The sequence below is a fragment of the Pseudoalteromonas sp. D15MCD-2 genome (assembly GCF_038562745.1).
GTDB lineage: Bacteria > Pseudomonadota > Gammaproteobacteria > Enterobacterales > Alteromonadaceae > Pseudoalteromonas.
In genome coordinates, this window is record NZ_JBCFQE010000001.1 from 2,085,373 (window position 1) to 2,107,821 (window position 22,449).

General features: G+C 41.5%; 15 protein-coding genes and 1 pseudogene. 7 read left to right on the forward strand and 9 right to left on the reverse strand.

Annotated elements, in window-relative coordinates:
- Window positions 1-76: 76 nt before the first annotated feature.
- Window positions 77-706: a trimeric intracellular cation channel family protein gene (locus tag AADY36_RS09480; protein ID WP_062565213.1), complete on the forward strand. Its 630-nt coding sequence runs from the start codon at window positions 77-79 to the stop codon at window positions 704-706.
- Here AADY36_RS09480 and AADY36_RS09485 read toward each other — a convergent pair.
- The 8 genes and pseudogenes from AADY36_RS09485 to AADY36_RS09520 form a co-directional block, all read right to left on the reverse strand.
- Entirely contained in the window at window positions 703-1,158 is a 456-nt protein-coding gene (locus AADY36_RS09485) for a GNAT family N-acetyltransferase (RefSeq protein WP_342408896.1), read from the reverse strand. The two genes, AADY36_RS09480 and AADY36_RS09485, sit on opposite strands and share 4 nt — an antisense overlap.
- Complete coding sequence (recD, locus tag AADY36_RS09490) at window positions 1,145-3,220, reverse strand: exodeoxyribonuclease V subunit alpha (protein ID WP_446728735.1); 2,076 nt, start codon at window positions 3,218-3,220, stop codon at window positions 1,145-1,147. The genes AADY36_RS09485 and recD overlap by 14 nt, the downstream gene beginning before the upstream one ends.
- The gene (recB, locus tag AADY36_RS09495; protein ID WP_342408897.1) at window positions 3,217-6,792 is read right to left on the reverse strand and encodes an exodeoxyribonuclease V subunit beta; all 3,576 of its coding nucleotides are present in this window, start codon (window positions 6,790-6,792) and stop codon (window positions 3,217-3,219) included. Before recB ends, recD begins: the two co-directional genes overlap by 4 nt.
- On the reverse strand, window positions 6,779-10,102 hold the full coding sequence (gene recC / locus AADY36_RS09500; RefSeq protein WP_054561305.1) for an exodeoxyribonuclease V subunit gamma: 3,324 nt from the start codon (window positions 10,100-10,102) through the stop codon (window positions 6,779-6,781). Before recC ends, recB begins: the two co-directional genes overlap by 14 nt.
- A 153-nt stretch (window positions 10,103-10,255) precedes the next feature.
- The gene (locus tag AADY36_RS09505) at window positions 10,256-11,317 is read right to left on the reverse strand and encodes an alkaline phosphatase D family protein (RefSeq protein WP_054561304.1); all 1,062 of its coding nucleotides are present in this window, start codon (window positions 11,315-11,317) and stop codon (window positions 10,256-10,258) included.
- A complete protein-coding gene (locus AADY36_RS09510; protein ID WP_054561303.1) occupies window positions 11,314-12,441 on the reverse strand; it encodes a sulfatase-like hydrolase/transferase in 1,128 nt (375 codons plus the stop codon). The genes AADY36_RS09505 and AADY36_RS09510 overlap by 4 nt, the downstream gene beginning before the upstream one ends.
- A gap of 56 nt (window positions 12,442-12,497) precedes the next feature.
- Window positions 12,498-14,854: pseudogene (locus AADY36_RS09515) on the reverse strand (TonB-dependent receptor domain-containing protein).
- A gap of 212 nt (window positions 14,855-15,066) precedes the next feature.
- Window positions 15,067-16,110 (reverse strand): alkene reductase, encoded by a 1,044-nt coding sequence (locus tag AADY36_RS09520; protein ID WP_054561301.1) that lies wholly within the window; start codon window positions 16,108-16,110, stop codon window positions 15,067-15,069.
- Window positions 16,111-16,394: 284 nt separating this feature from the next.
- On the opposite strand from AADY36_RS09520, the gene AADY36_RS09525 reads away from it, so the two are divergent.
- Window positions 16,395-16,976, forward strand: coding sequence for a TetR/AcrR family transcriptional regulator (locus AADY36_RS09525; protein ID WP_054561300.1), 582 nt, complete (start codon window positions 16,395-16,397; stop codon window positions 16,974-16,976).
- Between the two features lie 85 nt (window positions 16,977-17,061).
- Window positions 17,062-17,460 (forward strand): DUF2750 domain-containing protein, encoded by a 399-nt coding sequence (locus AADY36_RS09530; protein ID WP_054561299.1) that lies wholly within the window; start codon window positions 17,062-17,064, stop codon window positions 17,458-17,460.
- Window positions 17,461-17,487: 27 nt separating this feature from the next.
- Here the strand turns inward: AADY36_RS09530 and AADY36_RS09535 are convergent, their stop codons facing one another.
- Window positions 17,488-18,372: an AraC family transcriptional regulator gene (locus tag AADY36_RS09535; RefSeq protein WP_054561298.1), complete on the reverse strand. Its 885-nt coding sequence runs from the start codon at window positions 18,370-18,372 to the stop codon at window positions 17,488-17,490.
- Window positions 18,373-18,601: 229 nt separating this feature from the next.
- Here AADY36_RS09535 and AADY36_RS09540 point away from each other — a divergent pair, with 229 nt between their 5' ends.
- From AADY36_RS09540 to AADY36_RS09555, 4 genes are all read left to right on the forward strand, one after another.
- Window positions 18,602-19,126 (forward strand): carboxymuconolactone decarboxylase family protein, encoded by a 525-nt coding sequence (locus AADY36_RS09540; RefSeq protein WP_054561297.1) that lies wholly within the window; start codon window positions 18,602-18,604, stop codon window positions 19,124-19,126.
- Between the two features lie 237 nt (window positions 19,127-19,363).
- Complete coding sequence (locus AADY36_RS09545) at window positions 19,364-20,218, forward strand: prepilin-type N-terminal cleavage/methylation domain-containing protein (protein WP_054561296.1); 855 nt, start codon at window positions 19,364-19,366, stop codon at window positions 20,216-20,218.
- Window positions 20,219-20,236: 18 nt separating this feature from the next.
- The gene (locus tag AADY36_RS09550) at window positions 20,237-20,659 is read left to right on the forward strand and encodes a hypothetical protein (RefSeq protein ID WP_054561295.1); all 423 of its coding nucleotides are present in this window, start codon (window positions 20,237-20,239) and stop codon (window positions 20,657-20,659) included.
- A gap of 2 nt (window positions 20,660-20,661) precedes the next feature.
- Window positions 20,662-22,386, forward strand: a complete 1,725-nt coding sequence (locus tag AADY36_RS09555) for a GspE/PulE family protein (RefSeq protein WP_054561294.1) — start codon at window positions 20,662-20,664, stop codon at window positions 22,384-22,386.
- Window positions 22,387-22,449: the final 63 nt, after the last annotated feature.

The following is a 22,449-nucleotide window of genomic DNA, read 5'->3' on the forward strand; positions in this document are numbered from 1 at the left end:
TATTTTCTTAGCTGTTCAGCATCAATAAAGTTCATTTTGCTAGGGTTAGATTACTATAAACAGGTAAGGAAACCCCATGACATCAGAATACTTTCATTTTTTAAGCATTATCGGTGTAGCGTTTTTTGCTATTTCTGGCACCTTGCTGGGCCATGAAAAAAGTGTCGGTGGTTTTGGTGTGGTGGTCGTTGCCACAGTCACAGCTCTGGGTGGTGGCACACTTCGAGACATATTGCTTAACAAACCAGTATTTTGGATAGCTCAGCCCGATTATTTGTACGCAACTTATATAGCCATATTCGCGTCTATTTTATCTATTCGTCACTTACCCGATTTAAGTAACACCACAATGCTATTAATGGATGCCGTAGGGATGGCTATTTTCAACATTATTGGTATCGAAAAGGCACTGATCGGCGGCGCAGATATGGTTGTAGCCATCACCATGGGTATGACCACAGGTATTTTTGGTGGCCTGATGCGTGATGTGATCTGCCGAGAAGTGCCTTTAGTAATGGGCGAAGAACTTTATTCAACCGCTTGCTTATCTGGCGGGTTAACTTACGCAGCTTTATTCACCCTTGAGGTGAGTTATATTTGGTGCATTCTTGGCGCATTTGCTGTGACGGTATGTTTAAGATTAGGCGCCATACACTTTGGCTGGCAACCTAACCTGTTTCGTAAAAGCAGCTTTAAACGCTCTTAGCAAGTCATATAAATACAGCCATCGAGTGGCATGTCCGCTGGATACTGGGTTTGTATAAAACCCAGTTTTTCATAGGCTGTTTTAGCAAGGCTATTGTGGCTATACACAAACAACGACAAACTATCGCAGTTAAATTGCTGTTTACCCTGCTCTCCTAGTAAATTTATCAACACTTTTGCAAGACCTTTACCACGTTCACTTGGCGCGATAACTAGCCGCCCTAAATGGCAACGACCTTCACGTAAATAGTATTGACCAAACCCTAACATCTGGCCCTCGTCATTAATCAACGTGTAGGAATTCAGCGCATATAGGTTTAAATCATTCTTAAAGCTTTGCGTATCAAATGGGTAATTAAAAAATGGCCCAGACCAAATACGCAGTTCAGCCTCTGAGTTAAACCAACCCATTAACTCGTTGAGTTGGTCACTCGTTACTTTAACTAGCTTCATGTTTTAACCTATCGTATAAACCTGATGCACGAGTAACAGATTTATTCATTGCCATGAGCAATACATTTTTATCGGCCACCAGCTCAAATGTGGTTTTCGCGCGGGTGATACCCGTGTAAACCAACTGCCTGTTAATGCCCTGATTAGCCTGTTTTATTGGTGGTAAAATCATTGCTGTATAAGCAAATTCAGAACCTTGCGACTTATGAATTGTCATGGCATACACTTTGTCGTGAGCAGGTAAACGCGCGGGCGAAAAGGCACGAATATTTTCTTGCTCATCAACAAACATGGCTTTTAACTGACCTTGCTCATCGTGCATTAAAATACCTATGTCGCCATTAAACAGTTTTAGCTGGTAGTCGTTTTGGCTGATCATAATTGGCATACCCACGTAATGCCTTTGATATGGTAAGATTAAACCTTGTTGAGCCAGTGCTTTTTCAATACGCTGATTAAGGCTATTTACACCATAATCTCCCTCTCTGACTGCAGCTAACAACTGATAATGCGCAAATGCTTTATGCACACTGGCAACACTTGCCCCTTGCTGGATAAGCTGCAAATAATCGTGATATTGCAACGCCGCTTGTTGCACAAATTGCTCAATCGGTTTACTAATTACGCTGTAATTAAGTTTAAGGTCTTTAAAGCCACCTTGATTAATCGTTTGCTCAACGTAGCCTAGTAAGCCACTGTTATTGGTATTTACAGCTTGTGCTAATTGACCAATGCCGCTGCTGCCATCAAAACGATAACTTTGCTGTAAAAACGCAATACAATCGTTAAGTACAAAATGACTGCTCGCCGCGGGTATTTCGCTCTGATTATTAAAACAAACGCGATTAAGCTGCGCTGCTCTTTCACTGCTGTAATCAGGCATTTTGCCAAGCTCTAACCCTTGGCATAGGTCGCTGAGAATACTACCCGTATCAACCGAAGCTAATTGGTCTTTATCACCCAGTAAAATAAGTCTTGCATGACTCGGTAATGCCTCAATTAGTTTTGCCATAAGCGATAAATCTACCATCGATGCCTCATCAATGATCAGTACATCTAAATGCAGCGGATTACGCTTATTATGGCGAAACTTATTGGTATGCGGAATAACGCCCAGTAAACGGTGAATCGTTTGCGCGCTGTCAGGAATAAGTGGCGCGATATTATCAGGGATCATACTGAGCTTTTGCTTTGCCCCTAAAATCGACTCAGTTAAACGCGCTGCCGCTTTACCTGTCGGTGCAACCAGCTTAATTGTTAGCGGCGCACTGGCATACAAAGATTGTAATATGGCCAATAGCTTAGTTACAGTGGTGGTTTTACCTGTACCCGGGCCGCCAGTGATCACACTAAAGCCTTTTGTTGCAGCAATCGCACAGGCTACTTTTTGCCAGTTTAATGTTTTAATAGGATCGCTTGGGTTGGTTGTATGTTCACTGCTAGGAAAATACACCTCAAGTAATGCCTTTAATGCGGCTTCATCAAGTGCGAGTTCTTTCGTTGCTAAATGATGTAAACGCGAGGCCAGTGTGGTTTCGTACTCTGCCAATCGGGCAAAATAAAGTTTATTCGCAAACAATAGCAGTGGTTTGTCGTCCCCGACACACTCAGCATTCATTAGTTTATCAACGGCTTCAGCAAGGCCAAATTCCATATCAAACGGGGTTAAAACATCAGGGGCTGCAATGCTGGCATCAGCTAGGCTTTGCTGTTTAATTTCAAACGGGTTTTGCCAGTTTATATTCACCAGCTCTAAACAACTGTGCTGACTTTGCTGCGCAGCCGCAAGCAATAAAATCAGGTAAAAAACCTCACTGTGCGCTGCTTCGTTACTCTCTATCAGTGTTTGTGAACCGGCTACTGTTTCTGTGCCAGTCAATAGCTCTGCAAGTTTCACATCAACTAAGCGAATACGTTTTGCCTCCAGCAAATAACTCAGTAAAGGCTGTGTTTTAAGTTCTGTAGCAGGCAACACTGAATCGCTTTGGGCATGTTGTTCTGGTTGCTTATTCATTGGCTCGTTTGGCTCATGGTCATCAAAGCCGAATGTCATTTGACTCATAGCATGGCTCCTTGTGCGAATAAGCTATCAAGCTCAGTTATTTGCTGTTTTGTTAGCTGATTGAAATACACCCCTTGCCCTTCGCTCATACCACGTAAGAAGGTGTAGTAAACACCGCCTAAATGCATATCGCTATCGTAATCTTGAATACGTTGTTTTAATAAACGGTGCAATGCCACGGTATATATCAAATACTGCAAATGATACTGGTGACTGGTCATGGCTTGCTCTAGTTGCTCATGTTGGTAGTCAGTCGCACTATTGCCTAAAAAGTTCGATTTATAATCAAGAATATAATACTTACCCTGCCAGCAAAATATTAAATCGATAAAGCCTTTTAGTAGGCCTTGCACCTCACTAAAATCAAGCTGACCAGGTAAGTTAAAATGTTTTACTAACACTTGGTTAAGCTTATCACTTGAGAGTGATAACAGCGGTAAGTTAAATTCCATTTCGACCAAACAGGTATCAGGTTCAAGTACTGATAAACTAAGCCCTTTATCGTTTAATGGGCAATTCAGTGCAGCAAGGATCCACTGCTCGGTCATTTCCTGCCAGCTATCGTCAATATGGTATTTTTCGAATAACGTTTTGATCACTTTATCAAGTGCGTGGTCGTCTTGCTCAGTGGCTGGACGCTTTAACGCATAAGGGTCAGTAAAGTCTAATTGCTCAAAGATTTCATGCAAACAACTACCCGGCTTTGCGCCTTTAGGGAAGCTGTAAGGTGTTAAAGCATTGGCATTTTGGGCTAAAAACTCATCTTTTTCGTGATCTTCATCACTGCGACCAAGCTCAATATGATCAGTATGCTTTTTCAGCGTTAAGCTACTAAAGCTGGTTGAGCGCCAATCACGCTGAATGTCTGCTTTTACAGTATTAACTTGATAGGCTTGTTCACTGTCTGCACCAGCAAATGTTAACTTTTCAAGCTCATCTGCTTGGCTAAACGCCTCATAATGCATGTGCGCAGAGCCATCACAAAATTGTTGTAACAACGCGCGCCATTCATCGCCCGATTTAATCTCTAACCCTGCAAATAATACGTGGCCGATACTGGTACTTTGAATACCAGGGCGAGCACTGCGACCTTGGGCAATGTTATACATACCCACTGAACAAAAATGCACGGCACGAGTCAATGCCACATAAAGTAAGCGTAAATCTTCAGCCAAGCGCTCTTGCTCGGCTTTTTGCATTGCGTCGTCACCTTTAGCAAGGTCATAAATAAGCTTACCGTCTTTATGATAAAGGGCTTCTTTGCTTTCGCGATAGCCACAGGCAAACGGCATGAATACTATCGGGTACTCTAAGCCTTTTGAGGCATGCATAGTAACAATTTTCACCAAATTAGCATCGCTTTCTAGGCGTACTTGCACCGCTTCACCATCTTGTTGACTGACTTTTTGCGCAAACCAACGCAGCAATCTGTGGGTGCCCTCAAGCTCAATTTGCTTTTGCTGTAAGATTTCCCCTAAATGACGGAAATCGGTGAGCCAGCGTTCAACGTTGTAGCCTAAGCCTTGCCAACGCGCTGCGAGCTGATTATGGCTTAATAAACGCTCGAGCATCGCCATAGCGCCCTGTTTATGCCAAATGTGAGCAAGCTGAGCAAAAAAGTTTAAATGCTCTTGCCATGCGCTTTCATTTTCATGAAGCTCATAAATGCGGTTGTAGCTTAAGCAAAACAATGGCCCGGCTAGCACACCACGCAGTAACGACTCATCATACTGTCCATGCAATGCAGTTAAAAAGTTCAGTAAGTGATGACTAAGCTCTTGGTTAAAAACACTATCTCGCGATAAATACACGCTGGCAATGGCGGCTTCTGCCAGTGCTGTTTTCATCAGCTGTGCTTCGTTTCGGTCACGCACTAACACACAGATATCAGCGGCCGTGAGAGGCTTTCCTGCAATGGTTGCAGCGCCTGCATTAGCTTGCTTGAGTAGCTCAGTAATTTTTTTCGTATACTGCAAAGCCAATGCCTGTTGAGCCACCCCTTTGCTGGTTGGCTTGTTGTTGGCTTCGGCGTATTCATCAACAAAAACCGAAAATTCAAACGCACTTGGCATTTCACCGTTTATTAAAAACGCTTTGTCTTGCTGTTTTCCTTTGGCATTAACCTTTTGAAATGGGATCGCATCGTTGTAAATAAAGCTATTAGCATTTTTAGCAAATAAACGGTTTACGCTATCAACAACCCCTTCACTTGAGCGGTAGTTGGTATCTAGGGTGTATTGCTTATCCTCTGAAACAGCTTGTTTTGCGCCAATATAAGTAAAAATATCTGCACCACGGAAGCCATAAATAGCCTGTTTTGGATCACCTATCATGGCAAGCGTGGTGTTTTTAATGCCATAAATGCGGCTAAAAATACCATATTGAACTGGGTCAGTATCTTGGAATTCGTCAATCATGGCAACTGGAAACAAGGCGGCAATTTTTTCACTTAACGCTTGGCCTTGCTCACTTAAAAGCGCTTGATGCAAGTTACTTAATAAGTCATCAGGGGTGATCACGCCTTGTTCTTGCTTGCGTTTAACTAATGCATTTGCGACCCATTTAGCTGCGTATTGCACTATCGCAATATTCAAGCCGTTATTGATAAGGCTACTCAGTTCAGCCATTTCATCAAAACGAGCCAGCATTTCATGACTAAGCAAGCTGCCGTTTTTCTTATAATTTGCAGGATCGCTTAAATTTTCTGTGCCCCATACTTCAAACGAGTATTTACTGGTACCAAATACAAAAAATAGCTCATCATTGTTTATATACTCTTCAAGCGCTGCAAGGCTGTTTTTACGACCTGGAGTTTTTGAGCCACTTAAATCAGATGCTTTTACGGCATTAATAAATTCACTCTCACGGCACGCCGTTTTAAATGCTGGTACTTTTGCCACAAAGTTATCGCGCGCTTGCCATATTTCGTCAAGGTCATACTCAGGGGTAATCGTTGCCCCTTGTTTATTGAGTAGACTTACCACCTGTGAATACAGTGACGCTGGCACAGGGAAAATATCGGTAATTGCTTGGGTGCGCTCTTTTGATTGTGGGTAAACAAAGGCACGCCAAAAGTCATTAAGGGTTTCTTGAATAAGCTCTCGCTCATCTAAAATAAACTCTAAGTTAAACGCCACGCCGGATTCAAAGGCATGTTGTTTCAGCATTCGCTGACAAAAACCATGAATGGTGAATATAGCGGCTTCATCCATCGACTTTGCCGCGGCGTCTAATAAATCAAATGCGGCGTGTTTGTCAGTTACCTCGTCAATTACTTGCTCAATCAGCTCATCATCGGGCTTTTTACCAAGCAGTGCATCTCTGGCATTGATTATACGCGCCCTTACACGGTCTTTAATTTCTTGAGTTGCGGCTTCAGTGAAGGTCACCACCAGTATTTGCTCAACACTCAGCGGCGTATTTAATTGTTCATCTTCACCGGTCGCTTTTTGTAAGCCCAACAAATACCGTAAATACAAACCTGTGATGGTGTAGGTTTTACCTGTACCGGCACTGGCTTCAATAAGGCTTTGCCCACACAGCGCCATACTCATTGGATTAAGCGTTTGCATGATCTGCCTCCTGTGCTAATTCAACAATTGGCGATAACAGCAGCTCGCTCCATTTTATAAACTCTTCTTCACAGTCTTTAAGGCTCTTTATGGTTAAACGAATATACGGGTTTTCACCTTCACCTATGCCTATGTATTGCGGTGCGAACTTATTGTTTGCTTTAACCATATCTTTGTCTGTTTTTATGTACTCGTAACCACTGACCGGGAAAAACGCCACAGGGCGAGTTAAGAGCGTTTCATAAAGCGAAAACCAATTGTTTAAATAGCTGCGGGCATCGTCTTCTGACAAGGGTGAAAAACTAATTTGCTTGTCTAAACCAAGAATAAGGGTTTCAACCGGCTGCCCCATTATTTGCGCCGCTAAATGATGCACAAAGCCGCGAATAACATCTTTTGCTTTAATACTGGCGGTGCGATAAAACACCTGTTTTTGACCATAAATATGATTTAACCAACCTTCTAAAGTGGTGTTGGCTATTTTAATATTTACTTCAACGGGTAATGCTTCATCACCTTGAATATGCGCTTTCACTTGCCCAGCAAGCGCATCAACTCGGTGCTGCATACTTTCAAACACAAGATCGCCAACATGGGCTTGAGGTAATTCACCGCGCTGCATTATTTGCGCTTTGTTAAGCGGTTGCTCTTGAATGCTAGCTTCAAGAATTTCGTCAAGGTAAAAGTAACGACGTAATGCGTCTAAACTAAATGGCTCTTCATCTTTAGCGATATCGTTAAATTGCGGTAAGCGTAAACCCAAACTTTGCTGATAAAAGCTCTCGTGCGGCTGGCAAATACTGCGAATAAACTGAGTTAACTCAACACTGCTTTCTGGCTGAACACTAAGCGCTTGCTGTGGCTCAGGGTTAACAGCTTGAGTTGGCATCCACACAGGGTTATAGCTGTGTAATTGTGTGGCTAACGGTTTGTTTGCTTTTTGCTTGTCATCAATTTTCTCTGTTAGATAATAAGCCGAGTTAAATGGCTGTAAGTGCTGATAATTAATTAGCGCCTCTGGTAGCTTTAAGTGAGTGTCTTGATCAGCAAATTTAAAACTACGGGCTATGTATTCCAAAAGCTCGCTCACTAAGGTTGAGGGCATTCTTGGTTGGTTATCAAAGCAAGAACGGCCAATATAACTGATGTATAAATTCTCACGAGCACTTAAAATCGCTTCTAAAAACAGGTAACGATCGTCGAGTTTACGAGAACGGTCGCCTTTTTGGCGTTTTGAGTATGGAACTAAGTCAAAACCGATTGGCTGAACGGTACGCGGGTAATCTGCATCATTTAAACCTAGCATGCACACCACTTTAAATGGCACAGCGCGCATTGGCATCAACGTACAAAAGTTAACTTGCCCCACTAAAAAGCGCTGCCCTACACCTTTTTCTTGAATACCTTGTTTAACCAAGTAACTCACAATGCGCTGCGAAACAGCTTGTTGGTAATCGCCATTGTCATAATGCTTAATCAGTGTATCGAGCACTTTTTGCAGTACTAATAAATCCCAGCTTTGTTCACCTTCATCGCTGTACACATCGTTTAATAATTCTTTTAGAATTTCTGCCTTTTCGTTAAGCGGTGCATCAGCTTGAAGCTTGGCTTTATAACGGGCCAGTACATCAATAAATTCAATGAGTTTATTAAGTGTATTCAGTGCCATGCCTTCAACTTCATCGGCACTGTAAATCCCCGAAAACGGCAGTTGTTCATCACGTTGTGCAACACCTAATAACAAGCGGTTTAAGCCATGTTGCCAAGTGTTTAAATCTATTGCTGGTAAGCCAAAACTGTCTTTGTGTGCGGCATCTAAGCCCCATTTAACGCCAACGCGTTCAAGCCAAAAGCCAATTTGCTCATATTCATGAGGTTCAAGGTTAAACTTTTCGGCAATTTGTGTAACTTGCAGTAAATCAAGAATGTCAGACACACCAAAGCGTGAGTATGGTAAATCAGCTAAACTGGCAAACGAGCTAAGTACGGGTTTTTCTTGTTCTATGGCTAAATCGGCTAACGCATAAGGAATAAAACGTCGCCCTTCGGCACCACCAAACACCGCCTCAATATACGGGCTGTATGTGCCAACATCCGGCATCATTACAATAATATCTTTTGGTGTTAGCGCTTTATTTTCATTGAATAGATTGAGCAAGTAATCATGTAGTCGTTCGACTTCACGTAGTGGCGTGTGACAATCGCTCAGCACAATACTGGTATCGTCTGCCTGAATCGGCAATTTGCCTTCGTCATTAATAAACCATTCTTTATCAGGCGTTAATGACTCCCCCTTGAAGGCTAATTGGTAAATTTCAGACTGAATTTGCGATAACAAGCTTTGATCAAACTCGTTATCGAATCCGTCAAGCCACTGCGCGTCTAATTGTAGTAACTGCTCAAAATAGTCTCGTCCTAATTTACCCCACGACGAGAGTAACGGGTTACCAATAAAAAAATACTCGTGATCAGGGTTTTTAGCGCTGTCTTCAAGCGCTTGTAACTGCGGGCGTTTGGCATATTTAGCAGCAATCTTGGCTGCTGTTTTCTCATCGAGTGTGTCGCCCCAGTAATGTTCACTGGGGTTAAAGAAAAACAAAAATACCTGCGTTTTTTTCGCAATGGCCTGAAACACTTCAAGCTGGCTGCTCGCAATTGCAGAAATACCAAATAAACTAATGCGCTCAGGTAATAGGCTTGCGTCCATTTTTTCAAGGGCTGCAAGGAGTTTGTCTTGCATATTGGCGCGGTGATATTGGCTTTGCCCAAGTTCTTTACTATGCGCCACCAGCTTACGCCAGAGATCTGGCTGCCATGGCGCAATGCCCACATCAACATCATCAAGTTCATCGATGCCCTGCTCCCAAGTGGCAATCCAATTGGGGCGATACATTAAATATTGGTCATAAACGTCGGCAATTTTCTCGCACAAGGCAAAGGTTTTTTGCCCTTCACTGTCACCATCTAAATAGGTTTTAAGTGGTAAGTACAGCGGCTCATCAATGCAGTTTGGTAAAATCGCAAACAGCTTCCAAGCAAGGTTAGCTTTGTTATACGGTGATTCACTGGGTACATCAGGCAGCAATTGTTGGTAAAGCTGCCATATAAAACTTGAAGGCAGCGGAAAATCAACCTGAGCGGCAATCCCTAAGTGTTCACTTAAACCTATTTTTAGCCACTGCGACATACCCGGTGACTGCACAAGCACAATTTCTTTTTTAAAGGGACTCGTTAATGGATTAACTTTAATAACTTTATGAAAAAGCTCTTGCAGTGCTTCCATGCGATTTGATTGAATTATATTCAGCACTCTACACTGTCCTTGCTTGAAACTAACTAATTGACACAGTGTAAGATATTTTAATTAGATGGGATAGAGAGAAATACCCGCAAACAAGGCTTATTCCATGTTTACGGGTATGAGCTGCGGGCATGTGTTAAATATATGCGCAGCTGGCAATATTTACTGGTATGGGCTTATCGTCGATAACGCGAACTCGGTGTGCATGATCTCATCACCCTTAATACCTTTAAGCGCAATACGAATGGTAGGATCTGCTTTTTGCCAATCGATTGTTAAGTCGCCGTAGTTAACTTCATGAGTGTAATCACCCACACGGTGTTTATTAGGGCTAACATCTTTCCACTTTTCTGTAAGCCCAGAGCTGGTCATTTCATATAACGGGTAATCTAGGTTTTGTTGATATTTAGACAGCTCACCCCAGTGAGTATCACCACTGACAATAATCACACCATTTACTTTATGTTTTTTAATAAGCGCAAATAAACGCTCACGATCAGCCGGATAATTTGCCCATGACTCCCAGCCTGTAAAATCAGCCAATAACTGTAAGCTTGAGGCAATGATTTTTATCTTTTCATCTGACTTAAGCTCTTGTTCGAGCCATTGCCATTGGCTTTCGCCAAGCATAGAGGCGTTTTTATCGGTTGTTGGACTATAAGGCCCTTGTTTTGCCGGTTTACGCTCAAGTTGATAGGTCATCGCTGATACATGATTTAACGGCGCACGATTAAAACGAAGATCAGGCATGATGACCTTTACTGTTTGCTCACCTTCACCGTACGTGTACGAAGTGTAAATACCATCTTCACGAGTCCTGCGAGCAGAACCTGCTGGCTCTTGCCAAAAGTCGAGCATGATTTTTCGTGATTGCTGTTTTTTTGGGTATTCGCTGCCAGCGTCATTTTCGCCATAATCATGGTCATCCCACATGGCTATTATCGGTGTATTCGCACGTAATGTTTTAAAGCCCGGCTTTTGCCCTAAACGTTGATATTTATTGGCAAGTACCGACATATCTTCGGTATCTCCATAAATGTTGTCGCCAAGGAACATAAACAAATCGGCTTTCTCTTTGTTGATGGCGTCAAAAATTGGAATAGCCTTGTCTTGATGACCACATGAGCCAAACAAGATTTTACTTGGCGCGGCAATCGCACTCACACTACTAACGAGCATTAACCCAGATAAGGCGCTTTTAAACAAACGAAGAGTGAAACTCATTTTAAAATCTCCTTAATCGGCGCTGCCATCTTCGGGTTAACTTGCTGACTGTTGACGCCTAAAATATTCAGCACAGTTGCCGCTACTTGCGATTGTTTAAGCTCATTTTTGGGCTTAATTAAGCCTGTTGCTTTTATATCTGGGCCAATCGCTGCTAACCAAATATGCTCAGAGCCAACAATGCCGTTTGGAAAACGCTGCTTTCCTTGCTCTGAACGTGCTAAAGCACGCTTAGAACTATGATGTTGCCAATCATCAGCATGACTGCCACGGCCATGATCGGTCGTGATGATCATTGTGGTGTTGTCTTTATAGCCCGGTGTTTGTTGAATTGTTTGCCAAAGGTCACGAATAAACGCATCACTTTGTTTAGCCGATTTTAAATAGGCATCGTATTTACCGTTATGGGCAAAGTCATCGGTTTCACCCAAGCTAATAACAAGCAAACGCGGCTGTTTATTTAATAAATATTGTTTGGCAAATCGGTAGGTAAAGCTGTCGAGGCGCACATTGTGCCAAGGGCTTGGGATCTCGCTTTGCATTTGGTTTAGCAGAGTCACTTCGGCTGAGTTCACTGCATCAAAGGATTCAAAGCCAGCATTAACATAAACCCCACTGCGCTCACGATTTACAATATAAAAAAACACATCCCAGCTACCAAAAAGCGCGGTTTTACCTTTAAACTCTGGCTGAGAATTTAAACTCTCTAAAATGGTTTTATTGGGGTTAGGCACTTTATCGTTGCTATCGATATTCTCATCTACTATGCCAGTTAAAATTTCACTGTAACCTGGGTATGAGAAATACCACGGGTTGCTTACCGACATCAATGAGCCTTGAGTTCTATCGCCAATCAAAACGCCCTGCTTTGCCAGTGTTTCACTAAAAAATGGCATTAACGCTTGAGTTCGCTGTGCTTGGTCATCTCGCCAAAAAAGCGCCTTTAGTTCATCTGTATCTGCAACAAAATCAGTGTTATCGATTAGGTTTTTATCTGCACCAGAGAACACTTCTTGCCAGCGAAGCCCATCAAGAGTAACGAGCACAACATTGTCGGCAGCTTTACTGTTTAAGCTTAATAGTGATGCCGCTACCACCACCGTGGCTAAAATTAATTTTTTCATATTTCACCTGCAAAAAAGCCCATCAAAGATGGGCTGTTTAAACGTTAGCTTATTACTTAAAACTGCGCTGTCAGTGTTAAAGCTGCGGTACGTGGTGCACCAATAAAGTAGGTTGAACCATTACCTGTGCCACCTGCGAGATATGATTTATCAAACAGGTTATTCACCACAAATGCAAGGTCGATTGATTTAAACACGCCTGAATCAAGGCTGGTGTTATACCCAATGTTTAAATCAACCAAGGTGTAACCATCAACCTCATTACGCGAACGGGTTTGCTCATCAGTCCATGCACCTAAACGCTCACCTGTGTATTTAGCCGATAAACCAAAGCGGAAATCACCACTGTAGTAGTCTGCCGATACCACAAATAAATCTTGTGCTGAGTCAATCACTTCATCACCCGCTTTAAAGCTGGCTGATGCATCCTCAAGTAGCTCACCATCGCTGTTGTAAGCACTTGGATCGTTCGATTGATACTCAGAGTTATTGTAGGTATACGATGTGTAAAGATTCCATTTGTCAGTCAGCATATAGCTTGCTGATAGCTCCACACCCGTTGACTCAATACCACCAACGTTGATGTAAGAACCGTTCGTGCCAATGGTGTAATCAATACCATCGGTATCACTGCCCGGAGCAATAAAGGTAATACGGTTATCAAATTCGATGCTGTAAGCGGTTGCCGTTAAACGTAAACGGTCATCACTGTAACGCACACCTAGGTCGATGTTTTCAGCTGTTTCAGGTTCAATTTCGGTCAGTGTTGATGAATCACGTTCAAGTACACCATCTTTAATTGCCGCAAAGTTTTCGCTGTAGCTGGTGAATAGCTCTGTGCTTGCAGATAGCTGATACAGCACACCACCGCTGAAAAGTACGTCTGAATCACTGTCGATTTTATCTGAGTATTCATCTTCAAAATGATTATAACGCTGAAGCTCAACAAGGTACTGTTTAGCACCTAAATTAAGCGTGAAATCACCTAAACTGATTGAGTCTTGTACGTACCACTTGAATGTATCTGTTTCGAAGGTGTTTTTATACTGTGTCCAATACGGCGTATGGTCAAAGTGATGATAAATACGGGCATCAATAACTTTATGCCAGTCACGTGACTCATCACGGTCTGTTTGTTCAAACCAAAAACCAGCTTCAATATCATGATTACCAAGAGTTACTTGGTACTCACCGGTCATACCTAAGCGGTCTTTTTTATAGTGAGTATGACGATACGACATAACAGGAATAGCATCATCTGGGTAACAGGCAGGGTTTAAGCCAGGGCCAGATGACCATGGCCACTCTAAACTTGCCGTACAACCTGCAGCAGGTGCAAGTGGGTTACCGTCGCTGTCGGTGAAGCCGTAGCTACCAGCATTTTCGCCGCCAATTGTTGTTGGGTTGCCATCGCCATCAACAGGTGACGTTAAATAAGGCGGGATCCAATCGCCACGACCCGAGTTTTTATGGTAATACGGCGACAAGCTTAAGTTTGAAGTGGCACTAACGCGTAATCAAACTTTACATACGCAAGAGTATTTTCACGCAGTGTACCCCAGCCCTCAGCAAACATTTGATCAAAATGCGGCACGCCAGTCCAATTCCAAGTTAAACGATCCCAATCAGGGTTTTGTTCAAACTCACTAATGCTAATGCTGTTATAGTTAATTTCGTGAACATCATCATACGAAACACGACCCGTTACAGTTAAGTCACTAAAGTCTGATACAAACTTCGCTTCAATGTGCTGATTGTCTTTACCACCATTGCTGCCATCACCAATCCAGCGGCTGGTATCTGTTTGCGAATAGCTGATATAGGCTTGCGTGTTATCAAACACAGTGCCGGTTTCGTGCTTCACAAAGTAGCGGCTAGCATTATGATCGCCCGTTGTATAAGCAAACGTAGTGCTTTGCTCGGTACTCGGTTGTGCACTCACAAAATTGAAAGTACCGCCTAATGCTTCGAGTGATGCAGAGGCAATATCAGAAGTACCTTGCCCTACTTCAACCGTTGCTAAGTTTTCGCTGTCTAAGTAACGGTTTGCTTTTGCACCGCCACCATAGTTAGAACCACCATTAGGAATACCATCAATCGTCATACCTAATTGCTGTTGATTACCATCAATACTAAAGCCACGCATAGTAATGGTGGTTGACCAATCGTCACCACCAAATGCATCACCTTCGTTGATGCTAATACCCGGTAGGTTATCAATCACGGCTAACACGCTTGATACTGAACTTTGTTGCTCAAGCATGGCAGGTTCAATAACGTTATTTGCATAACTGGTTGGCTTTGCAACAACGGTAATTTCTTCAATTTCGTTATTCGTGTTTGCATTTGCCGATGTTGCTAAAAGCGTTGCGACTACAAGGCTTAGCTTTGTTTTTTTAGTTACTGTGCTCATTGTTTTTCCAAGGTTACGTATTTAAAAGCGGGCACAGTATGCAGAGCGCGTATGACATTTAGGGTCAAAATTTTTGACACAATAATTAAACAATTAATGCATTTTCATGGCAGATTTAAGACTTAACTGTTTAATAAATAAGAAAGTATTAGAAAAAACGCCCAGTTAAATTAACTGAGCGCTTGTTGGTTGGACAATATTATTAGGTTTGCTTAAATCAGTTCAGCCAGCATTTCGTCGCTGTATGGTGTTAACGCTTCACCATTTTTAACTTTACTGATGTAATCTGGGTTCGCAATGAATGGGCGACCAATCGCAATTAAGTCAAATTGGTTGTTATCGATAGCTTGATTAGCTGACTCAAAGCTATAGCTACCTACCCCGACTAAGGTACCTTTGTACGCACCGCGCATATATTCAGACGCTGACTTATCACCTAAGCTTGCAAAGCGCATGCTGTCATCAAAAATACCAACATGTAAGTACGCAAGGTTACGTGTTTCAAGGGCTGGTAATAGATAATCAAATACCGCCTTATCACCGTCACTTTCGGTCATATTAAAATACGCGCCTGGCGATAAACGTAATGCAGTTTTATTTGCACCAATTGCTGCCACTACTGCATCAACGACTTCAAGAGCAAAACGCGACATGTTTTCTGGTGTTTGACCGTATTGGTCTTCACGTTGGTTTGCAGCAAAGTGTAAGAATTGATCAATTAAGTAACCATTCGCACCATGAATTTCAACCCCGTCAAAACCCGCTTCAATAGCGTTTTCCGCCGCTTTTGCGTAGTCAGCAATCAAACCTTGGATGTCTTCGATGGTTGCCGCTTTTGGAGTAACGTAAGTTAACTCACGCATTCTTGGTACCGAACCTTCAATACCAATTGCTGATGGTGCCAGTACATCACCACCAAAAAAGTGAGGATGAGCAACACGACCAACATGCCAAAGCTGAGCAAACATTTTGCCGCCTTTAGCGTGCACAGCATCGGTCACTTTCTTCCAACCTTGTATTTGTTCACTAGTAAATAAACCCGGCGTATTTGGATAACCTTGGGCATCTGGGCGGATAATCGTTGCTTCGCTAATAATTAAGCCAGTATCAGCACGGCGTGCATAATAATCAACCATTGCTTGTGTAGGTACGAGGTTATCGTCGCTCATACAGCGCGTAAGTGGTGCCATTAGTACACGGTTTTGCAGCTCTATGCTGTCGTTTAATTTAAACGGAGAAAGTAAATCGGTTGTCATGGTTTTATCCTTATCTTGAACATACATTCAAGATAAGGGCGAAACATACACACTTCAAGGTTTATTTTGAATAATCGTTCAAGATTACGTAAACTTCGTTTATACCAATTCGCTTAATTAAGTGGTCTATTTTGAGGCAAGAAAACCTCGTTGATATCAAGGCAAAAATTTCGTTATTTAGTTGTTCTAAATCAGAAATTTTTAACGCGGGTAGCGACAGGTTTAATCCCTCAAAATGACTAAGTATTATTGCGGATTGGTATTATATACCGTGAGGAGCTTTAATGAGAACTGCTGAATTTGATACTGAATTTGTACTTCGCCAAGCCATGCATGCTTTTATGCAATATGGCTATGCGAAGACAAGTATGCAAAAGTTAAAAGAAGTAACTCACCTTCACCCGGGTTCTATTTACGCGGCTTATGGCAACAAAAAAGGCTTATTTTTAGCCGCCACCGAGCAATATCAAAAAGATAGAAACCAACAATTTACTGCCCTTTTTAATGACCAACAATCAATTTTATCGACCCTCAAACATTACTTAACTGTGATTGTTGATGAATGTATTGAAGGTGAAGTAGCTAAAGTGTGCTTGCTTACAAAGAGTATTTCTGAGGTTGAAGGCAACGACCCACAAATTTGCACTGTACTGCGTGGTAACTTAAACGCTTATGAGCATGCCCTCGCCGAACAACTTCAAAAAGCGCTAAATAACAACGAATTTGTAAGTAGCAAGTCAGCTCAACAGTTGGCGCGCTTTTTAGTCATGGGCATATACGGTATTCGTACCTATGCGCTGACAAATCAAGACCCTAAATCTCTGCAACAACTTGCTGACGATCTATTTGCCGCATTAGTAAATTAATTTAGCTATTAACTTTACTTGTCATATTAATTTATCACCTTATGATTAAGGTGTAGCTGTGTATAACTAAAAGAGTGAGCCTGTCATGAATAATGCAACTGCTAAACGTGTTGAAACTGAATTTGATGCTGTACTCGCCTTAGGCGCTAAGAAACGACTCGCTTATATGTTTGAAACGGTTCAAGAGTTTAAACAAGTGTGGATCCTCAATGATGAACATGGCTGCGTCATGCTCTCAAACGAAGACGACGACTGCGTGCCTGTGTGGCCTAGCCGTGAATTTGCCCAAAGCTGGGCAACCGGTGAATGGCAAGACTGCACGCCAAAAGCCATCCCTGTAAAAGACTGGTTAAGTCGCTGGACACCCGGCCTTGAGCAAGATGACTTACTCATTGCTGTATTCCCAACAGACCAAGACGACGGCACCATTTTATTCCCCGATGAGTTTGACTCACAACTAAGAATGCCAAAAAGACGATTTTAAGTACAAGGGAGCCAAGCGCTCCCTTTTTTATGCGATTTGTTGTAACCGAAGTGCCGAAATATCTTTTATCGGTGGCTTGCCAAAAAAGCGTGTGTACTCGCGGCTAAACTGCGATGGGCTTTCGTAACCCACTTTTAAAGCCGCAGAGCCCACATCAATTCGCTCATTCAGCATTAATTGCCTTGCCGCCTGCAACCGTAAGTTTTTTACGTATTGCAATGGGCTCATCTTTACCACATCACGAAAATGTAACCTGAATGTCGACGGACTCATGTGCGCATCACGGGCTAAATCATCAATTGAAAATTGACTCGTGTAGTTTTCTTTTAACCAACATAAGATCTTGGCTATTTTTTGATGGGCAGAGCCAGACATCACAATTTGCCTTAAATAAGGGCTGTGCGGACTATTTAACAGGCGCAATATAATTTCTTTTTTAATAAGTGGCGCAAGGTTAGCTTTTAATTGAGGCTCTTTGTCGAGTTGAATAAGCCTAAGTAAAGCATCAAGCAGGCCATTGTCAGTATCAACCACCGACATAGCTTGGTGCTTAGGGAACTTGTCTTGCCCAGCAAACTCCATTTCAGCAACAATATGGCTGATTTCATGGGCATCTAAGCGTAAGTAAATGCCGTAAAATGGCAGATCTTTACTAGCTCGCGTTATTTGTGAAGCTACAGGCACATCGACTGAGGTCACCAATGATTGGCCGTCAGTGTAATCATAACTATGTTCACCCAACACAACTCGCTTTGCACCTTGCAAGCTAATACCCAGACCTAACTCATACACGCAGGCCATCGGTAAAGAAACTTCGCTTCGTCTGAACACCAATAACTCAGGAATCGCCGTTTCAAAATTACCGTCTGCGATCGCTATCGCTTTAACCGCTTCTATTAATGCCTGACGCATTTAGATTACCTCTAAGAAATACTCAATTAAGTGTATCACCGTAATTTGAGGTTAGGACCATTTTAGGTAACAGTTCGTTATTTTAGGCAAAAATTAAATCATTTATGGCAAGCAGAAATCGCCATCATCAACCATAATGTATTTTCAATTTTTCGATTGCATGCTCTTTGCAATCAGCCAAAGCTACAAAACCTCAATACATTCAATACCTAAAATCAAAAGAGAAATTATGAACCATAACAACACGGATTTATTTGTGTTTGTCGCGATCGCTGCTTTGGTCACCGTTCATGACAAGCCCTTGTTAAAACGAGCATGTCAGCATGCATTGAATGATGGCGTTTCAATGCAAGAGTTGTGTGATACTTTACCGCATATCAGTGTGTATTCTGGGGTGCCAAAAGCATTGCTATCACTAGAGGTTTTAAAGTCCCTTGATGATATTAAAGGTTCACATACGTTGCTTATCAAACGCACAGAGCAGCAACTAAAAACCGCGCTCACATTTGGCCAGCTGCCATTTGGCATTGAGCAGCAAAATAACAGGGTATTTGAGCTTGCCTCTTTAGGCGCTTTATTTGCGCTAGACGATGCCAGCAGCTTAGTTAGCGAGCAACTTAAACGCTGTGTATTACTTGGTTATAGCCGTGAACAACTTGAATTATTAGTAATAGAACTTGCCAGAAAGGTCAGTAGCCACATTGCCATGCGCGCTAAATGTAATCTTGAAAAACACTTTGCTAAGGTGGGTTAAGAAAAGCGTATAAGTACTCTATTTTATCCGAGAATTTTGCTTCACATTGAAATTTGTCTAAGTTTTCGGATAGTTTAGAAAACGCCTCTGCTAAGCTTCAACTAAATAAATTATAGAGTATTGAAATCACTTGATTAACCCGCCTTAAGTTATAAAAAATAAAAATACTACTAAGATGAAAAAACTATAAGTTTGTCTATATTTAAGAAGATATTACTTAAATAGTGAATTGTATTAATGAAATCAACGATTTTGATAAAGCTCAACTCTTTTAAAAGTAAAGGGTTCACATTAGTTGAGCTTATGGTAGCCATCTCAATTATAGGGATCTTATCCTTAATCGCCTTGCCTAATTATCAAGGCTATGTAAATGAATCTAAGGCAGCCACCTTATTATATAGAATCCACTCTATTGGCCTTGCTTATCAGGATGTTATTGCAACTTCACCTGATGCAGTAGCAAAGCCAAATCAGCTTTCGAGTTCAAGCTTTGGTCAAGCCCCAAGCTATTTACCTGGGCTTGCCAATCAATTTTCAGAAGAGTTTGGTATTCAATTTTCAGCTCAGTTAGTTAATCACTCTGGTTTTTTTAATTTTACTGGTCATGAGGCTTTTCCTGTTTTATTTTTAAAAGCAAATAGTCAAAACGGATTGAATGTACTCAATGCCTTGGATCATGTAACTGAGTTAAAACATTCTTTTGTGACTCCTAATATGATGATTATTGCATTAGCAACACCTTATGAGACTCACCAAACCAATTTAATACCTTCAGAAACAAATACAAACCCTCCCAAAATAAATCAACCACCAAAATTAACTGATGCAGGGACTAATCAGCAACCTGATGCTAGCAATACAGGTAATACTCAACTTCCTGACGCAAGTAACACAGGTAACACCCAACCTCCAGATAGAAATAGTGGAGATAGCAACACAGGTAGCCAAACGAGTACAAGTACAGAAACTAGTACCAATGGTGATTCAGGATCGGGCAGTCGAAGCAATGCTGGTTCTAACTTGAATTGGCCTCCTGGCTGGGTAAAACATCCAGATCAACATATAGGCCAACAGCATGGGCATCATGATTAAAAAATTAGGAAGATAAAAATGATTTCAACCAATAAACGATGGCAAGAAAGTATCGCGGAAGCGATGGATGAAACGCAAAATAATCAACGAAATAAAAATAGAGCTTCCATTGTATTACCTAGCTGGCTTCCTTATGCCGCATATATTGCTTTTGGATTTTTGTTAGCAAAAACTCTACTAATTGGCCATGAAACCCACCCTGTAAATTACGACAGAGATTATCAAACAGGCAGCTCAGTGGCATTATTAATGATTGCAGAAGATGTTGAACATTACCGCACAACTTACGGAGAACTGCCAGACGATTTACCAAGCCCTATCGCATCTGTCATGGATGTAACTTATGAAAAAATTACCAATGAACATTTTCGCTTAACCATTCCACATGGTGATTCAACAATCACGTTTGATGCCAAAGACGACAAAATATATATGGAATGAGTATGATTGATAAAAATGAGGTACACAGAAGTAATGCCACTTTTAACTGGCTAAAACGATTTTGCATTGAAAAATCGACTAACAGCAATATTAATATTGAAGAAATGTATAACGGTGAGTCAGCCATTTCAGCATGGAAAAGTGCAGAGGCAATTTTGCAAGTCGACAGCAAAGTGTTAACAGCAATGATTGCAAAAAGTTACCAGTTAGATGTAGCAAAACTTCCTGATGATATGTCAGAAGAATTGCTTAATTATGTTTCTCTTAAAGTAGCTAGAGAGTATGGAATTTTTCCTTTAGGCTTTACAAATGGCTTATTAACAGTAGCTTCCCCTCACCCATTTGATACTGATATGGAATCAATGGTTGAATTTTTAACGACCCTTCATGTTAAGTCGGTATTGGCATCACCCGAGCTCATAGCAAAATGGACGGAAATGTTTTATCAGGAGCAAATGCTATCTGAAAATGACATTATTATAAAATCAAACCAACTCAACACACGAACAAAACAAAATGAGCCCGACTCTTCGAACTCAGCCATAGTTAAAATTGTATCCGAAATGCTGTTAGAAGCGTTTATATTCAAAGCCAGTGATATTCACATTGAACCCTTTAATAATGGCGGCATAATTCGTTACAGAATAGATGGCATGTTAAGGGTCATATCAGAATTACCAGCACAAGTTTTTATTCCAATAGTACAAAGAATAAAAGCATTATCTGGCCTTAACTTAGCAAAAAAAATGGTTCCACAAGATGGAAGTGCTAGTTTAGAGCTCAAAGGTCAGGATGTGGATCTACGGGTATCGACACTACCAGTTAAAGGGGGAGAAAAAGTAGTCATCCGTCTACTGATTAAATCTGTTGTAAATAAGTTAGATGATATTGGTTTACAACAGCAAGAGCTCAATACATTTAAAAACTTACTGCAAAGTAGCGAAGGTATCTTTGTAATAACAGGCCCTACTGGGTCAGGAAAGACAAGTACGCTTTATGCTGCTCTAAAAGAATTAAACACTCCGGAAAAATGCCTTGTCACCGTTGAAGACCCAATTGAATATGAGATTGAAGGTATTGCCCAGGTTAATATTAACCCACATCAGAACCTCACCTTCTCCAGCGCCCTCAGAAGCATTTTAAGACAAGATCCCGATGTAATATTAATGGGTGAAGTTCGCGATGAAGAAACGGCAGAAATGACCTTTCGCGCTGCAATAACTGGGCATTTTGTGATGACCACCTTACATACTAGTGATGCAATTACGACTATTTCAAGGTTAATAGGTTTAGGTGTGTCACGTCCTATTATTGCAGACTCCTTAAAAGGTGTTGCAGCGCAGCGATTAATTAGAAAACTATGCCCTAGTTGTAACCTAAGTGGCCCGTTGTCCACAGATACCTATGGTAAACGTTTTAAAAGCATCTTTCCTGATATAAATATTATGTCGCCATCAGGTTGCGATGACTGCGATCAGTCTGGTTACAAAGGACGTATTCCTCTGTTCGAAATAATCACTATTGATTATCAACTAGCCGATGCAATTCGTGCTGGAGAAAGTACCAGTAAGTTAAGAGAGATTGCAGCTAAATGCGGAGCGAGATCTTTATATAAAGTAGCCTTAGAAGCACTTTCAAAAGGCCTCACTTCAGTAGAAGAAATAAATAGAGTATTAGGACAGTCTTTTTGGAAAGAGTGTGAAAGAAATAACAGCTTAGATAATTAGACAAGCTAAAATGCGATTTAAAAGTATTTGTAAATGACTAAAGTTAGCTTATAAGATTAGAAA

Bases quoted from the DNA above. Each gene is read 5' to 3' on its own strand.
- AADY36_RS09540 (WP_054561297.1), top strand. From the start codon at position 18,602: ATGAACCATAACAACACGGATTTATTTGTGTTTGTCGCGATCGCTGCT.
- AADY36_RS09485 (WP_342408896.1), bottom strand. From the start codon at position 1,158: ATGAAGCTAGTTAAAGTAACGAGTGACCAACTCAACGAGTTAATGGGT.
- recB (WP_342408897.1), bottom strand. From the start codon at position 6,792: ATGCAAACGCTTAATCCAATGAGTATGGCGCTGTGTGGGCAAAGCCTT.
- AADY36_RS09550 (WP_054561295.1), top strand. From the start codon at position 20,237: ATGATTTCAACCAATAAACGATGGCAAGAAAGTATCGCGGAAGCGATG.
- recD (WP_446728735.1), bottom strand. From the start codon at position 3,220: ATGAGTCAAATGACATTCGGCTTTGATGACCATGAGCCAAACGAGCCA.
- AADY36_RS09530 (WP_054561299.1), top strand. From the start codon at position 17,062: ATGAATAATGCAACTGCTAAACGTGTTGAAACTGAATTTGATGCTGTA.
- AADY36_RS09545 (WP_054561296.1), top strand. From the start codon at position 19,364: ATGAAATCAACGATTTTGATAAAGCTCAACTCTTTTAAAAGTAAAGGG.
- AADY36_RS09555 (WP_054561294.1), top strand. From the start codon at position 20,662: ATGATTGATAAAAATGAGGTACACAGAAGTAATGCCACTTTTAACTGG.
- AADY36_RS09510 (WP_054561303.1), bottom strand. From the start codon at position 12,441: ATGAAAAAATTAATTTTAGCCACGGTGGTGGTAGCGGCATCACTATTA.
- AADY36_RS09535 (WP_054561298.1), bottom strand. From the start codon at position 18,372: ATGCGTCAGGCATTAATAGAAGCGGTTAAAGCGATAGCGATCGCAGAC.
- AADY36_RS09480 (WP_062565213.1), top strand. From the start codon at position 77: ATGACATCAGAATACTTTCATTTTTTAAGCATTATCGGTGTAGCGTTT.
- AADY36_RS09505 (WP_054561304.1), bottom strand. From the start codon at position 11,317: ATGAGTTTCACTCTTCGTTTGTTTAAAAGCGCCTTATCTGGGTTAATG.
- AADY36_RS09525 (WP_054561300.1), top strand. From the start codon at position 16,395: ATGAGAACTGCTGAATTTGATACTGAATTTGTACTTCGCCAAGCCATG.
- AADY36_RS09520 (WP_054561301.1), bottom strand. From the start codon at position 16,110: ATGACAACCGATTTACTTTCTCCGTTTAAATTAAACGACAGCATAGAG.